The organism is Bradyrhizobium sp. WCU1, from assembly GCF_053474805.1.
The window spans coordinates 4926213-4941410 of the sequence record NZ_CM130280.1 but is presented as its reverse complement, the minus strand read 5'-3'; the positions used below and the strand labels follow the sequence as shown (position 1 = coordinate 4941410).

General features: G+C 65.8%; 15 protein-coding genes. 2 read left to right on the top strand and 13 right to left on the bottom strand.

Features of this window, described 5'->3' with window-relative positions; translation table 11 throughout:
- Window positions 1–237 precede the first annotated feature (237 nt).
- The 10 genes from ACTUWL_RS22885 to ACTUWL_RS22840 form a co-directional block, all read right to left on the bottom strand.
- Window positions 238–1665, bottom strand: a complete 1428-nt coding sequence (locus ACTUWL_RS22885) for an amidase (RefSeq protein ID WP_021081507.1) — start codon at window positions 1663–1665, stop codon at window positions 238–240.
- Window positions 1666–1747: 82 nt separating this feature from the next.
- Entirely contained in the window at window positions 1748–2686 is a 939-nt protein-coding gene (locus ACTUWL_RS22880; RefSeq protein WP_021081506.1) for a carbohydrate kinase family protein, read from the bottom strand.
- A 9-nt stretch (window positions 2687–2695) separates the two neighbouring features.
- Complete coding sequence (locus ACTUWL_RS22875) at window positions 2696–4348, bottom strand: FGGY-family carbohydrate kinase (RefSeq protein WP_021081505.1); 1653 nt, start codon at window positions 4346–4348, stop codon at window positions 2696–2698.
- A gap of 27 nt (window positions 4349–4375) precedes the next feature.
- Window positions 4376–5149, bottom strand: a complete 774-nt coding sequence (locus ACTUWL_RS22870; protein ID WP_021081504.1) for an SDR family NAD(P)-dependent oxidoreductase — start codon at window positions 5147–5149, stop codon at window positions 4376–4378.
- 11 nt (window positions 5150–5160) lie between these two features.
- The gene (locus tag ACTUWL_RS22865) at window positions 5161–6168 is read right to left on the bottom strand and encodes an ABC transporter ATP-binding protein (RefSeq protein ID WP_021081503.1); all 1008 of its coding nucleotides are present in this window, start codon (window positions 6166–6168) and stop codon (window positions 5161–5163) included.
- A gap of 15 nt (window positions 6169–6183) precedes the next feature.
- On the bottom strand, window positions 6184–7014 hold the full coding sequence (locus ACTUWL_RS22860; protein ID WP_021081502.1) for a carbohydrate ABC transporter permease: 831 nt from the start codon (window positions 7012–7014) through the stop codon (window positions 6184–6186).
- Between the two features lie 4 nt (window positions 7015–7018).
- On the bottom strand, window positions 7019–7891 hold the full coding sequence (locus ACTUWL_RS22855; protein WP_021081501.1) for a carbohydrate ABC transporter permease: 873 nt from the start codon (window positions 7889–7891) through the stop codon (window positions 7019–7021).
- Between the two features lie 239 nt (window positions 7892–8130).
- Window positions 8131–9444 carry an ABC transporter substrate-binding protein gene (locus tag ACTUWL_RS22850; protein ID WP_021081500.1) on the bottom strand — a complete coding sequence of 438 codons (1314 nt, stop codon included), beginning with the start codon at window positions 9442–9444 and terminating at the stop codon, window positions 8131–8133.
- A 386-nt stretch (window positions 9445–9830) separates the two neighbouring features.
- The gene (locus ACTUWL_RS22845) at window positions 9831–10784 is read right to left on the bottom strand and encodes a sugar-binding transcriptional regulator (RefSeq protein ID WP_021081499.1); all 954 of its coding nucleotides are present in this window, start codon (window positions 10782–10784) and stop codon (window positions 9831–9833) included.
- A gap of 9 nt (window positions 10785–10793) precedes the next feature.
- Window positions 10794–11459, bottom strand: coding sequence for an HAD family hydrolase (locus ACTUWL_RS22840; protein WP_021081498.1), 666 nt, complete (start codon window positions 11457–11459; stop codon window positions 10794–10796).
- A 114-nt stretch (window positions 11460–11573) separates the two neighbouring features.
- Here ACTUWL_RS22840 and ybaL point away from each other — a divergent pair, with 114 nt between their 5' ends.
- Together ybaL and ACTUWL_RS22830 are read left to right on the top strand one after the other, a co-directional pair.
- Window positions 11574–13307 (top strand): YbaL family putative K(+) efflux transporter, encoded by a 1734-nt coding sequence (gene ybaL, locus ACTUWL_RS22835; protein ID WP_035653035.1) that lies wholly within the window; start codon window positions 11574–11576, stop codon window positions 13305–13307.
- Between the two features lie 64 nt (window positions 13308–13371).
- Window positions 13372–13605 (top strand): hypothetical protein, encoded by a 234-nt coding sequence (locus tag ACTUWL_RS22830; protein ID WP_021081496.1) that lies wholly within the window; start codon window positions 13372–13374, stop codon window positions 13603–13605.
- Between the two features lie 4 nt (window positions 13606–13609).
- Here the strand turns inward: ACTUWL_RS22830 and ACTUWL_RS22825 are convergent, their stop codons facing one another.
- The 3 genes from ACTUWL_RS22825 to ACTUWL_RS22815 all read right to left on the bottom strand — a co-directional run bounded on the left by ACTUWL_RS22825 (window position 13610) and on the right by ACTUWL_RS22815 (window position 15102).
- A complete protein-coding gene (locus ACTUWL_RS22825) occupies window positions 13610–13834 on the bottom strand; it encodes a hypothetical protein (protein ID WP_021081495.1) in 225 nt (74 codons plus the stop codon).
- A 93-nt stretch (window positions 13835–13927) separates the two neighbouring features.
- The gene (locus tag ACTUWL_RS22820; RefSeq protein ID WP_021081494.1) at window positions 13928–14203 is read right to left on the bottom strand and encodes a chaperone modulator CbpM; all 276 of its coding nucleotides are present in this window, start codon (window positions 14201–14203) and stop codon (window positions 13928–13930) included.
- Window positions 14200–15102, bottom strand: a complete 903-nt coding sequence (locus ACTUWL_RS22815; RefSeq protein WP_021081493.1) for a DnaJ C-terminal domain-containing protein — start codon at window positions 15100–15102, stop codon at window positions 14200–14202. The genes ACTUWL_RS22820 and ACTUWL_RS22815 overlap by 4 nt, the downstream gene beginning before the upstream one ends.
- Window positions 15103–15198: the final 96 nt, after the last annotated feature.

The following is a 15198-nucleotide window of genomic DNA, read 5'->3' as shown; positions in this document are numbered from 1 at the left end:
GCGGTTCACCTCTCCCTTGGGAGAGGTCGGCGCGTAGCGCCGGGTGAGGGGTTGCGGTCTCTCGTTGGAGCAGCACCCCCTCACCCGATTTGCTGCGCAAATCGACCTCTCCCCGCTGGGGAGAGGTAGACCGAGCCCGCGGTCGAACCGATTCAATCAACCTTCATCACCCCTGATGTTCACGGTCACGTTTCAACAAGTTCGCAGCCGAATGCAAGCATCGCGCAGTTCGGACCGTCAGGGCAAGGCCGGCCAGCGCCCGAGCAGATCGCTCGCCGCTTCGAACAGCGCCGCGACGCGCAACAGTTCCGCGTCGGCCCGGAAGCGGCCGGCCAGATGCAGGCCGATCGGCAGGCCATCGCGGCCGAAACCTGCGGGGATGCTGATCGCGGGATGCCCGGTCATGTTGAACAGCATGGTCCAGGGAAACCAGTGCGGCCGCACGCTGTCGAAGCTCCGGCCGTCGATCTCGATGGTGCCGAACAGATCCTGATCGATCGGCAGTGCCGTGCGGGTCAGGGTCGGCATCGCCAGGAGGTCGCCGCGCGCGAGCAGCGACTGCACGCGGCGGAATAGCGCGGTGCGGTCGAACATCGCCTGCTGGTAGTCGACGCCGCTCACATCAGCGGCGCGCGCGAGCTGCTTCAGGAAGGTCGGGCTGAGGTCATCGGGATGATCGGCCGCGAGCTTGTCGAAGCGGGTGCGCCAGACCGTGTGATTGATGGCGCGCCAGATTGGCTCGATGTCAAAGCCATCGCCGGAGAACTCCTCGAGCTCGGCGCCGAGGCTGGCCAGCCGGTCGAGGCTCGCCTTGAAGGCAGCGGCGACGTCTGATGTCACCGGGCGGCCCGGCGGCGACAGGCAGAACAGCACGCGCCTGCCCCTGAGATCGCCGCGCGGCGCGGCATGGTCGAGATAGTCGGGCACCGGCACACCGATCGACCAGGGATCGGACGGATCCTCGCCGGCCATCGCCTGCATCATCAGCGCGGTATCCGCCACGGTGCGCGTGGTCGGCGTGACATAGGTCTGGTTACCGAAGGCGTCCTGCACCTGGCTGTGCGGGATCACGCCGTTGCTCTGCTTGATCCCGACCACGCCGTTGCAGGCCGCGGGAATCCGGGTCGAGCCGCCACCGTCGGTCGCAACCGCCAGCGGCGCGATGCCGCTCGCGACCGCCACCGCGGCGCCGCCGCTGGAGCCGCCGCTGGAGCGCTCGGCACTCCACGCGTTGCGGGTGCGGCCGAACAGCGGCGAGTCGGTCAGGCACTTGCTGCCAAACTCCGGCGTCGTGGTCTTGCCGAGCAATATTCCGCCCTGCGCATGGAGCCGGGCCACCGCCACGGCATCGTGGTCGGGCACATTGTTCTTGTAAGGCACCGCGCCGAAGGTCGTGCGCACGCCCTTGGTGCTGACGATATCCTTCACGGTGAAGGGGATGCCGTGCAGCAGACCGAGCGGCTCGTCGGCCATCAGCTGCCGCTCCGCGGCCTTCGCCTGCGCCATCGCCTCCTCGCCGCACAGCGTGATGAAGCAGTTCAGTTCCGGCTGCAGCCGCTCGGCGCGGGCGATTACAGCCGCCGTGACCTCGACCGGAGACACGTCCCTGGCGGCGATGCGCGCGCGAAGGTCAGTGGCTGACAGCAGGCACAGATCGTCGCTCATTCGGGAACGCGCTCGCATCGGTCTTCGATGACGGCATCGTGCCGCGCCCGGTGCGGCAAGTCCATCACCTCGGGCGCATGGCTTACCAATAATCGGCAGGCAGCTCTTGGCTCCGCGGCGGATCAGCGCCCGCGCGGGTGCAGGTGAAGGCGGCGCATTTGCAGGCAAAGGCCAGCGCGCGCGTGAGCTCGGCGGCAGAGATGTCGGCGAGCCGCTGCCGCGCGATCCGGTCCAGCCGATGCAATGCGGCCAGCAGCGCCGCCTGAAAGCTGTCGCCGGCGCCGATCGTATCCACCACGTTCACCACCGGCGCCTTGACCTCGATCGGTCCGGCCTTTTGATGCCAGGCGGAGGCGCCGTCATTGCCGCGCGTGATGACGACGAGCGATGCACCGCCCGACAGCAGCGCCTCGGCCCTGTTGGCATAGGCCTCGTCGCCGAACAGATAGGCGAAGTCGACGTCGGACATTTTCACGATGTCGGCCTTGCCGGAGAACGCCAGCATGCGTGCGCGATAGGCGTCCCTGTCCTTGACCAGGTTCGGCCGGCAATTCGGGTCGAGCGCGATCGTCACGTTCGCCCTGATATCCTCGATGAAGGCGAGCGTCTCAGCCGCGCCCTTGTCATGGACCAACGTAGTTGAGCCGATATGAACGCAGGTGACCCCGTTGAGCGCGATCGCGCCGCGCCGGTAGGTCCAGTTCCGCGCTGCGGTGTCAGCGTCATAGAAGGCGTACTCCGTCTCGGTGCCGGTGACGCGCGCAAAGGCCAGCGTGGCCTGGTCGTCGCTGCGCGTCGCGCGGCTGAGATCGACGCCCGAAGCTGCGGCGTGATCGGCGATCATCTTGCCGAAGGTGTCGGTCGCGATGCCGCCGACAAAGCCGGTGGGCACATCGAGCCGCGCGCTGCCGATCGCGATGTTGAGGCAGGAGCCGCCGACCGCCGGTGTCAGGGCCTCGCGCCCATCCGCCGTCCGCGACGGCAGGAAATCGATCAACGCATCTCCGCAACTCAGCAGCATGCCAACACCTTAAACCGGCGCCTCGCCGGGCGCCCGCTTCATCGCCTCGCGGCTGTCGCGATCGAGCGCCCGCAGCATCTTGTGCACGCCGCGCTTCCGGCGATGGAAATCAGCCAGCTCCGGCGCGGTCGGCTCGCTCAGCCGCCCGAGCGCCGACATGCCCGCCATCGCCGCATTGATCGAATGATGCGCGCCGCTGGCGACGGCGCCCAGCATCGCGGCGCCCAGCAATACGGGTTCTTGCGTCTGCGGCAGCGCCACCGCATAGCCTGTCGTGTCGGCCATGATCTGGCGCACCAGCGGGCTGCGGCTGGCGCCGCCGCCGATCACGATGGTCTTGCCGCTGACGCCATGGGCCTGTAGCGCCTCGATGACGTCGGCGAGGCCATAGGCCAGTCCGCAAAGGCCGGCGATGAACAGCCGCTCCAACGCCGACACATCGGTGTCGAGATCGAGCCCCGCGATCACCGCGCGCGAGCCGGGATCGGCATAGGGCGAACGATTGCCGAGGAATTCCGGCAGAACATGAACGTTGCGCGCGAGCAGCGCAGCCGCACCGGCATTGCCGCTGCGCGTCAGGATGCGCTTCTCGAGATACTCGATGACATCGACGCCGTCGCGCTTCGCAGCGGCCTGGACTTCAGCATGGGCCGGATGCGACTTCAGCAGATGGTCGATCGCGGCGCCGGCCGCCGACTGCCCGCCTTCGTTGAGCCAGAAGCCCGGCACCATGCCTTCGAAATACGGGCCCCAGACGCCAGGCACAAAGCAGGGATCGACCGTCGTTGCCATGATGCACGCCGACGTCCCCATGATGTAGGCCAATCGCTGGCAGACATCGACCTCGGCGCCGGAGCCATCGCGGCCGCCGATCGCGCCGACGCCGCCGGCATGGGCATCGATCAGCGAGGCGCCGACCGCGGTTCCCGGCAGCAGGCCGAGATCGCGCGCCGCATCCGCCGACAGTCCGCGGCCAAGCGGCGAACCGGGCGGCACGATCTCGGTGCCGATGCGCCCAAAGCGATCGGCCGCGAGCGCCTCCAGTCCGACGCGCTTGAGGAAGGACTCACTCCAGCCGCCTTCGCCCGCAACATAAGTCCATTTGCAGGTCACCGTGCAGGTCGAGCGCGCCAGCGAGCCGGTGGCGCGGAACGAGAGATAGTCGGCGAGATCGAAGAAATGCCCGGCGGCCTCGAAGGTCGCCGGCAGATACCGCTTCAGCCAGAGGATTTTCGGGATCTCCATCTCCGGCGAAATGGCGCCGCCGACATAGCGCAGCACCCGGTCGCCGGTCGCGTTGACGAATTCGGTCTCAACCATCGCGCGGTGATCCATCCAGACCACGACATTGCGCGCGGAATCGCCGGACGGGCTGACGGTGAGCGGCCGGCCAGCCTTGTTGAGCACGACCAGCGAGCAGGTCGCATCGAAGCCGATGCCCTTGACCTGCTCGGCCGCAACCGCCGCCTCGCGCATCGCATGGCGCACGGACGCGACGCACGCCGCCCAGATGTCGTCGGAGGATTGCTCGACGATATCGCCCGGCTCATGCCAGACCCGGATCGGATGCCGGGCCGAACCCAGCAGCTTGCCCGCCTCGTCGAATACCCCCGCCCGGGCGCTGGTGCTCCCGACGTCCACCCCGATATAGGCTTGCCGCATGGCCGCTCCGTTATTTTCGGCGCGAGCTTACCAGCAAGTGTAGCCGCCATCGACCAGAACGATGCTTCCGGTCATCAGGCTCGCGGCCTCGGAGGCCAGGAACAAGACGACGGAAGCGATCTCGTCGACCTGCCCCATCCGGGCCATCGGGGTTCCGCCGATCCAGGCATCGTACATTCTGGGGCTGTTCTTGACGAAGGCATTCAGCGGCGTCTCGATATAGGTCGGCGCCACCGCGTTGACGCGAACCCCGCGCGCGGCCCATTCGGCCGCGAGCGATTTGGTCAAATGGTGCACGGCGGCCTTGGAGGCGTTGTAGAAGCACTGTTCCTGCGGCTTGTTGACGATGAAGCCGGACATCGAGCCGACATTGACGATGGTGCCGGACTTGGCCTTCAGCATGTGATTGCCGAAGGCACGGCAGCACCAGAAGGTGCCGTTCAGATTGACGTCGATGACGTTGAGCCAATGCTCGTCGGTGACGGTCTCGGCCGGGGTCTCGCTGCGGGCGATGCCGGCATTGTTGACCAGGATGTCGACCTTGCCGTACTTGCGCACCAGCTCGTCGGCGACCGCCGAGACGCGGCCGGAATCGGTCACGTCCATCAGCGCGATATCCGCATCATAGCCCTTGGCCTTCAACTCCGCCTGCGCGTCGTGGGCCGCCTTGGCGTCGCGATCACCGATGACAACCTTGGCGCCGGCTTCGGCCAGCGCCTCGGCGCAGGCGAGCCCGATGCCCTGCCCGGCGCCGGTGATGATGGCGGTCTTGCCGCCCAGCTTGAATTTTTCCAGATACATTTTCTTCTTCCTTACGCGTGGATCGATTTGCCGCTGTCGTCGAAACGATGGATGCGCGCCGGATCCGGGATCAGCGACACCTTGTCGCCCGGATGCAAATCGAGCTCGCCGATATAGCGCGCGGTCAGCATCCCCTGCGGCCCCGCATCGACATAGAGGAACGTATCGCTGCCGAGATGTTCGGCGACGGCGACCGTGCCGTGCCAGCCGCCCTGCCCGTCGCGCTCGACCTTCAAATGCTCGGGCCGCACGCCGATGGTGGCGGCGCCCTGCTGCTTTGCCAGCTCGCCGGTGACGAAGTTCATCTTCGGCGAGCCGATGAAGCCGGCGACGAACAGGTTTGCCGGCTTCTCGTAGAGCTCGAGCGGCGAGCCGTATTGCTCGATCTTGCCGCCGTTCAGCACCACGATCTTGTCGGCCATCGTCATCGCCTCGACCTGGTCGTGGGTGACGTAGATCGCGGTGGTGCCGAGCTGCTTCTGCAGGCGCGTCACTTCGAGGCGCATCTGCACCCGCAGCGCGGCATCGAGGTTCGACAGCGGCTCGTCGAACAGGAACGCCTTCGGCTCGCGCACGATGGCGCGCCCGATCGCAACGCGCTGGCGCTGGCCGCCGGAGAGCTCGCGCGGCTTGCGGTCGAGATAGGGCGTCAGGTTGAGGGTCGCTGCGGCGGCCTCGACCTTGCGGTTGATCTCGTCCTTGGCCATGCCGGCCATCTTCAGGCCGAACGCGATGTTGCCGCGCACGCTCATATGCGGATAGAGCGCGTAGGACTGGAACACCATCGACAGCCCGCGCTTGGCCGGTGGCACGTCGACCACGTTGCGGCCGTCGATCAGGATGGCGCCGCCGGTCACGTCCTCGAGCCCCGCGATCAGCCGCAGCAGCGTGGTCTTGCCGCAGCCGGATGGGCCGACGAACACGACGAAGGAGCCGTCCGCGATATCGAGGTCGGCGCCCTTGATGATGTGGACCGGCCCGAACGATTTTTGCACACCCTGCAGCGTAATCTGACCCATGAAAAAGCCTTTCTGCTACTTGACCGCGCCGAAGGTCAGGCCGCGAACCAGCTGCCGCTGACTGAACCAGCCGAGCACGAGAATGGGCGCGATCGCGAGCGTCGACGCCGCCGACAATTTTGCCCAGAACAAGCCTTCCGGGCTGGAATAGGATGCGATGAACACGGTGAGCGGCGCGGCCTCCAGCGTCGACAGATTGAGCGTCCAGAATGCCTCGTTCCACGCCAGGATCAGGTTGAGCAGCAGGGTCGAGGCGAGCCCCGGCACCGCCATCGGCGTCAGCACGTAGATCAGCTCGCGGCCGATCGTGGCGCCGTCCATCCGCGCCGCCTCCAGGATGTCCTTCGGGATCTCCTTGAAATAGGTGAACAGCATCCAGATCACGATCGGCAGATTGCCGAGGCACAGGATGAAGACCAGGCCGGTCCGGGTGTCGAGCAGGCCGACGGTCCGGAAGATCAGGTAGATCGGCACCAGCACGCCGACCGGCGGCATCATCTTGGTCGACAGCATCCAGAGCAGCACGTCCTTGGTGCGCTTGGTCGGCGAGAACGCCATCGACCATGCCGCCGGGATCGCGATCAGCATCGCGATCAGGGTCGATCCCCCTGCAATGATGATCGAGTTGAGCGCATGGTGTAAATAATCGCTGCGCTCCTGCACCGTGACGTAGTTCTCCGTGGTCCAGTGGAAGAACAGGAACGATGGCGGAATCGCGAACGCCTCGAGTTCGGTCTTGAAGCTCGCCAGCACCATCCACAGGATCGGGAAGAAGATCAGGAAGCCGACCAGCCAGGCGGCTGCCGTCGAGATCACCTTGCGCCGTGTCGTGACCATCCGCGCCATGACGTTACGCCTCCAGATTGCGGCCGACGATGCGAACGAGGAAGAACGCGACGATGTTGGCGAGCACCACCGCGACCAGGCCGCCCGCCGAGGCGCTGCCGACGTCGTACTGGATCAGCGCCTGCGAATAGATCAGGAAGGCGATGTTGGTGGTCTGCAGGCCGGGCCCGCCGCCTGTCGTGACGAAAATCTCTGCGAATACCGTGAGCAGGAAGATGGTCTCGATCAGGATCACCACCGTGATCGGGCGCGCCAGGTGCGGCAGCGTGATGTAGATGAAGGTCGAGATCGCGCTCGCGCCGTCCATCTCGGCCGCCTCCTTCTGCTCCTCGTCGAGCGATTGCAGCGCGGTGAGCAGGATCAGGGTCGCGAACGGCAGCCACTGCCAGGAGATGATCAGGATCACCGCGAACAGCGGCGCATCGTTGAACCAGTCGATCGCCGGCAGACCGAATAGATGCGCGATCCAGGCGAACAGGCCTGACACCGGATGCATCAACAGGTTCTTCCAGACCAGCGCGCTCACCGTCGGCATCACGAAGAATGGCGCGATTACCATCAGGCGGACGATCGAGAGCCCGACCACCTGCTGGTCGAGCAACAGCGCCAGCGGCACACCGAGGATGATCGTGATCGCGAGCACCGAGCCGACCAGCACCAAGGTATTCTGCAGCGAGGCGAGGAAGGCCGGATCGGTGAGGAAGTAGCGGAAGTTCTCTAAGCCAACGAACGATTCGGAGCCGGGATCGAGCAGATTGTAGTGCAGCGTCGCAAAGTAGATCGTGAGCGCCAGCGGCACGATCATCCAGATGAACAGCAGCGCCACGGCCGGCGTGAGCAGCGTGCGTGCGAGCAGTTGGGTCTGCTGGGTCGCCATCCCCGCCTCCTTCTCTAAAGCGCGATGATATTTGGTTGAATCGTCATCGCGCTTTGGCTCTTTGTTTGAGCATGATCTTTTCGGAAAACCGCTTCGCACTTTTCCGGATCATGCTTTAGGGAAAGGAGCGACCATCCCGCTGCGGGACAGGATGGTCGCGAGTGGTCCAGCTCGGGAGGTCTTGAGCTGGTCGAAGGGCCGCGACGCCGATCAGATCGCGTCGAGGCTATCTGTTTGCGCTACTTGATGTAGCCCGCCCGCTTCATTTCGCGCTCGGTCGAGGATTGGGCCGCAGCGAGCGCTGCGTCGACGGTGCTCGAGCCCGAGAGCGCGGCCGAGAATTGCTGGCCCACCGCGGTGCCGATGCCCTGGAACTCCGGAATCGCCGCATACTGCACACCGACATACGGCACCGGCTTCACGGTCGGGTGGCTCGGATCAGCCGCATCGATCGAGGCCAGGGTCATCTTGGCGAACGGCGCCGCCTTCAGATATTCGGGGTTCTGATACAGCGAGGTCCGCGTTCCCGGAGGCACGTTGGACCAGCCTTCCTTCGACGCGACGAGCTTGGAGTAATCCTTGCTGGTCGCCCAGGCGATGAACTTCTCCGCCGCATCGACCTTCTTCGAGCCGGCGGGAATGGCGAGACTCCATGCCCACAGCCAGTTGGCGTTCTTGCCGAGGCCGGTGTTCGGCGCCAGCGCGAAGCCGACCTTGCCGGCGACCGTGGATTGCGCCGGGTTGGTCACGAACGATGCCGCCACCGTGGCGTCGATCCACATCGCGCATTTGCCGGCGTTGAACAGAGCAAGGTTCTCGTTGAAGCCGTTGGAAGACGCACCGGGAGGGCCGGCCTGCTTCATCAGGTCGACATAGGTCGTCAACGTCTTCTTCCATTCCGGCGAGTTGAACTGCGGCTCCCACTTCTCGTCGAACCAGCGCGCGCCGAACGAATTCGACATCGCGGTCAGGAACGCCATGTTCTCACCCCAGCCGGCCTTGCCGCGCAGGCAGATGCCATAGACGCCGGCCGACTTGTCGGTCAGCTTCTTCGCCGCATCGACCACGAAATCCCAGGTCGGGCTGTCCGGCATCTTCAGGCCGGCCTTGTCGAACAGGTCGGTGCGGTACATCACCATCGAGCTCTCGCCGTAGAACGGCGCGGCGTAGAGCTTGCCGTCGACCGAGACCGCGTCGCGGATCTTGGGCAAGAGGTCATTGACGTCGTAATCGGCGCCGAGCTTGTCGAGCGGCACCAGCCAGCTCTTCTTGGCCCAGATCGGCACCTCATAGGTGCCGATGGTCAGCACGTCGAACTGACCGCCCTTGGTCGCGATGTCGGTCGTCACGCGCTGGCGCAGCACGTTCTCCTCGAGCGTCACCCATTTGACAGTGATGTCCGGATTCTTCGCGGTGAATTCGCTGGTGAGCCCCTGCATGCGGATCATGTCGCCGTTGTTGACGGTCGCCACCGTCAGCGTGGTCTGGGCGATCGAGGGGGCAGAGATCAAAAGCGCAGCCGCGCCCGCAACGGCGCAAAGGACGTTTTTCAAGGTAACCTCCCTTATGTCACGTTGAGCATATGCCCACGTGTTGAGCGTATGTTCATCCCGTCGTTAAAATTTGTCAAGCGCGCGGGTGCGCCGTCCCGCGCGATGGCGAGTTCCATTGCACGCTGCAATGGAGTTGTTGCGGAAGCGAACGGGGCGTTGAGCGCCAGGAAGCTAGGGCTAATTGCGCCGCAGCGGGACCGCGCTCCCTCGCCCCGTTCTTACGGGGAGAGGGTTGGGGTGAGGGGCTCTCTCGGCGCATACGGAGCCAGAGGAATGCGTGGAGGCTCCCCCTCACCCGGAATGCATCTGATGATGCATTCCGGACCTCTCCCCGCAAGCGGGGCGAGGTAAAGTGCAGTGCATGGCCCGATTCGATTATCTACCTCTTAGCGATCCAGCACGGCGCGCGCCGTCGCCTCGTCGGTGATCAGGCCGTTGATCACCCGTCCCGCCAATGCCGCCTTGATCGACGGCACCTTGGCGACGCCGACGGCGGCCGCGATCGTGGTCGAGACCGCGGGGATCTGCGGCGGGATGCTGGTCAGGCGCTTGTTGGTGCCGCCCTTGATCAGGCGGCCCTTGGCGTCGTAGGCCCAGCCGGTCACCTCGCCGACCGCACCGAGCCGCATCATCTCCAGCAGCTCCTCGCGGGTGACGAAGCCGTCGACATGAACCTGGGCCTTCTGGTCCATCTGGCCGATGCCGATCAGCCGCAGATCGGCCTTGGCGGCGACCGCCCTCACCCGCGCGATCGGATCGATGCGGACCATGCGGTTGCGCTCGTCCTCGCTCGACATCAAAAACGGCAGCGGCATCGGGTAGTGACGCGCACCGGTGCGGTCGGCGAGCCGGCCCACCGTGTCGTAGAAGCTCGCCGAGCCGTCGGCGGAGATGTTGCCGACCAGCGAGACGATCTGGTGATCGGGCCGCTCGATCGGCGAGACGCGCTCGACCGCCGCGCGTACCGCCCGGCCGGTGCCGAGCGCGACGATGACCGGCGTTTCCGAGCGCAGCGTCATCTCCAGCAGATTGGCGCTGCGCTCGGCAATTCCGGCATTCGACAGCGGCGCCGCTGGATCAGTCGGCACGACGTCGCAATGCACCAGATCGAACCGCGCCTTCAGACGGGAGGCGAGCTCCATGCAGGCCGCAATGGGGTGTTCGAGACGAAACGTGATCAGCCGCTCCGCCAGGCAGAGCGACACAAGGCGCTGCGCCGAAGCCCGCGACACCTGCAGCATTTTTGCAATTTCATCCTGGGTGTGCCCGGCGATGAAGTACAGCCAGCCGGCGCGCGCCGCATCGTCGAGGCGGGACTTTTCGTTGTCGGGCGCAACCATCGTGCCGTGTCAGCCTTCCATCCAGAAATCAGCCATCGCGGCGAAGATTCGATCCGCTCCCGCCTGTCGCAGCAGAGCACTGCCGTCCGCCAAGCGGTAGTGGGCGCCGCCGACAAATCCCCACACTTTCATGCCCGCGGCCTTCGCGGCCGTCACCCCGCTGACGCTGTCCTCGATCACCAGCGTGCGGCGCGGGTCGGCTGCCATCGCGCTTGCCGCATGCAGGAACAGATCCGGCGCCGGCTTGCCCTGCTTGACCATTTGCGCGGTGTAGAGCCGTTGCCCGAAGCTCGGCGCAAGGCCGGTCAGCTCCAGCGAGAATTTGACCCGCTCGAGATCGCTCGACGAAGCAACGCAATATGGCAGCCGCAACTCCGCAAGCACCGCCGCGATGCCGGCAATCGGCTTGAGCCGGGCGCGGAAGGTCTCGCGCACATCCAGCGCCAGTTCAGGCAGGAACGTCGCGGGCAATGGCTTTCCCACGCCCCGGCAATAGTCGACCAGGGCCGCGGTGCTGCGCCCGAGGAAGAGTTCTAGCACCTGCTCCGTGCTGATCTCGATGCCGGCCCGGACCATCGCCTCGGCGAGGCAGCGGCAACTCAACGCCTCGCTGTCGACGAGCACACCGTCGCAGTCGAAGATGACCAGATCGGTCTCGGGAAGCCGCGGATCCATTCCGCCATGAGATCATATGCTCACATGATGAGCAATAGATCACGATTCCCGCGCGGAATGCCGCGCCTCAAATGGTCGCGGTGCACCGCCGAGGATGCTGTGCGACAAGGCGAAATGCCGCATGACACACCTCTGATCGCGACCGTCGTCGCGGGCCTTGGCCTCGCCTTCGTCTTCGGAACCATCGCCCAGCGCTTTCGGGTTCCGCCACTGGTCGGCTACCTGCTCGCGGGCGTCGCCGTCGGTCCCTTCACACCCGGCTTCGTTGCCGATCAGGCGCTCGCCACCGAGCTCGCCGAGCTCGGTATCATCCTGCTGATGTTCGGCGTCGGCCTGCATTTCTCGCTGAACGACCTGCTGTCGGTACGCGCGATCGCGGTGCCTGGCGCGATCGCGCAGATTGCGGTCGCCACGCTGCTGGGGCTCGGCCTGGCGCTCCTGATGGGCTGGACCGTCGGCGCGGGCCTGGTGTTCGGACTGGCATTGTCAGTCGCAAGTACCGTCGTCTTGTTGCGCGCGCTGCAGGAGCGCCGCCTGATGGACACCGAACGCGGCAAGATCGCGGTCGGCTGGCTGATCGTCGAAGACCTCGCCATGGTGCTGGCGCTGGTGCTGTTCCCGGCGGTGGCGAGCTTCCAGAGCGGCGAAGGCGTGGCGCTCGCCTCCGATCCGCTTGCCACCCGCTTCGGCCTCGGGCTGCCCGGCGTGGTTGCGCTCACTCTCGTCAAGATCGCGGTGTTCATCGCGCTGATGCTTGTGGTCGGACGCCGGCTGATCCCATGGGTGCTGCATTACATCGCGCACACCGGCTCGCGCGAGCTGTTCCGCCTGACCGTGCTCGCGATCGCGCTCTGCATCGCGTTCGGCGCGACCAAGCTGTTCGGGGTTTCGCTGGCGCTCGGCGCCTTCTTCGCCGGGATGATGCTGCGGGAATCGCCGCTCAGCCAGCGCGCCGCGCAGGAGACGCTGCCGCTGCGCGACGCCTTCGCGGTGCTGTTCTTCGTCTCGGTCGGCATGCTGTTCGATCCGCTCAGCGTGGTGCGCGAGCCCTGGCCGTTCGCAGCGACCCTGTTCGTCATCGTGGTCGGCAAGTCGCTCGCCGCGCTGCTGATCGTCGTATTGTTCCGTCATCCGATGGCGACCGCACTGATGATCTCGGCGAGCCTCGCCCAGATCGGCGAATTCTCCTTCATCCTCGCCGAGCTCGGCGTCGCGCTCAACCTGCTGCCGAAGGCCGGCCGCGACCTGATCCTGGCCGGCGCGATCTTTTCGATCATGCTCAACCCGCTGGTGTTCGCGGTGGTCGATTGGCTGACGGCCCGGCTCGAGATGCCGCAGACCGCCTCGCCGACGGCCGCAACCGCGGAGCCGATCCCGGTCACGGACTTGCAGGACCACACCATCCTGGTCGGCTACGGCCGGGTCGGCAGCATCGTCGGCGACGCCCTGCACCAGCGCAACGCGCCGTTCCTCGCGGTCGAGGCGTCCGACGACATGGTGGCAAAGCTCAAGCAGCGCGGCATCGAGGCCCTGATGGGCAACGCCGCCCGCGCCAGCGTGCTGCGTGCAACCAATCCGGCCGGCGCCCGGTCGCTGGTCATCGCCATTCCCGAGGCGTTCGAGGCCGGACAGATCGTCGAGCAGGCACGCGCAGCGAATGCCGGCATCCAGATCATCGCGCGGGCGCATTCCGACGCCGAGGTCGATCATCTGAAGGGGCTCGGGGCCGACATCGTGATCATGGGCGAGCGCGAGATCGCCCGTGGTATGATCGAGGAGCTCGACCGGGGACACGCAGCCGTGGGCACGCAACATGCGCCGGCCGCCAGGGAAGATTCCGCAGCCTGAGGTCACGGCGCACGCGGTGATGCCGAGGCCTTGCGCGCGATAACACGACAAATGGAGATCACAGATGGCGTTCAAGAGCCCGCACGTTTCGCTGGTGTCGTTCTCGATCGAGATCGACGCGCAGGCGACGACGAACGTCATGCAGATCGAGACCGACCTGCATCTGAACACGCGTCATCCGAGCTATGATGCGGCCGGGGTGGAGCGGCTGGTCCGCGACGCACAGGCCTATCTCGCCGGCAATGCCGGCCAGGTCACAAGGATCCGGCTGGTCTCCAGCCGCAGCGGCCAGACCTGACGGCTCAACCGCCAAGAAACGCCGGCGCCAGATCTTCCTGCACGATGATGTTGGCGGCTTCCGTGGTCAGCTCGCTGCCGACGAGGTCCAGATTCTTCGCCGCCTCGAACAGCATCGCGCGGACGTCGTCCGGCGTCAGCACGCCCTTTGCGATCAGCTTGCGCACCAATGCCTGCAGGATGAGAACGTCGATCTCGCCATGGGCCAGCGGCGTCGGCTTGTCCGTCATGATCGTCTCCCGGGTCTGACGTTCGACTCAGACGAGCTTGTTGTTTGAGCATGATCTTTTCGGAAAGCCGCTTCGCACTTTCCGGATCATGGACTAGCGCGGCGATGACGCGATATCCTTGTGCAATTCTTCGAACGCACGGCGCAAGCCATGCAGCTGATCGACCAGATGCAGGATGACGTCGACGCCCTCGTCGTTGACGCCGAAATCGCCCTTGAGGTCCCTGATCAGATGCGCGCGCGCCACATCGGTGTCGGAGAAGCTGACGTCGTGAGCGGACTGCTCCGGAACCAGCCATTGCTGCTCGATCCAGAATTCCAGGGTCTGCACCTCGAGACCCGCATCGATGAGGAATTGCTGCTTGTTCATGGTGCACCGTCCTCGCGCGGATTGAAGCCCTTGCGATCCCAGTTCGATACGAACGCCTCGAGCGCGGGATCGGGTCCCTTGGGCAGGACCACCTTGAGCTTGACGAGTTCATCGCCGTGGCCGCCGCCGACCTTGGGCGCGCCCTTGCCGCGCAACCGCATGGTCGTGCCGGTGTTCGAGCCCTTTGGAACCGTCATGGTCACGGCGCCGGTCGGCGTCGGAACGTTGACCTTGCCGCCGAGCACGGCTTCCGACAGCGAGATCGGCAATTCCAGCGAGATGTCGTCGCCGTCGCGGGTGAAGCGCGGATCGGGGCGGACATCGACTTCGATCAGCGCATCGCCGGGGCCACCCTTGCCGCTGCCGGGCATGCCCTTGCCGCGCAGGCGGATGACCTGGCCGTCGATGAGGCCCGGCGGGATCGTCACATCGAGCGTGCCGCCGTCGGGCAATGTCAGCCGCTTGCTCGCACCGGCGATCGATTCGGCGAAGTCGATCACGAGGCTGTAGTGCAGGTCGTGGCCACGCCGATTGGCGCGCGCCTGCTCGGTGCGCCGGAGCAACTCGGCGAAGGCGTCGTCCTGGTCCATGTAGTCGGCATAGCCGGAGCTGTCGGCATAAGGATGCCCCGCATCCGCGGTGGCGAAATCCCGGTAGTAGCGGTGCTGCGGCCGCTCGGCGCCGCTTTCGTCGATCTCGCCGGCGTCGAAGCGCCTGCGCTTGTCGGCATCGCCGAGCAGATCGTTCGCAGCGGCGACTTCCTTGAACTTGTCCTCGGCAGCCTTGTCGCCCGGATTGAGATCCGGGTGCAGCTTCTTGGCCAGCTTGCGATAGGCTTTCTGGATGTCGGCCGCAGACGCCGTCGGGGCAACGCCAAGGACCTCGTACGGATTTCTCACAACCAGCTCCGCAACACCGTGAGTGCACCTGCGATCATGAGGGCGCAAAAGCGGGCGATTTGCAAGTGCGCTCGCTCGTCGCTCCGCAACAGGCGA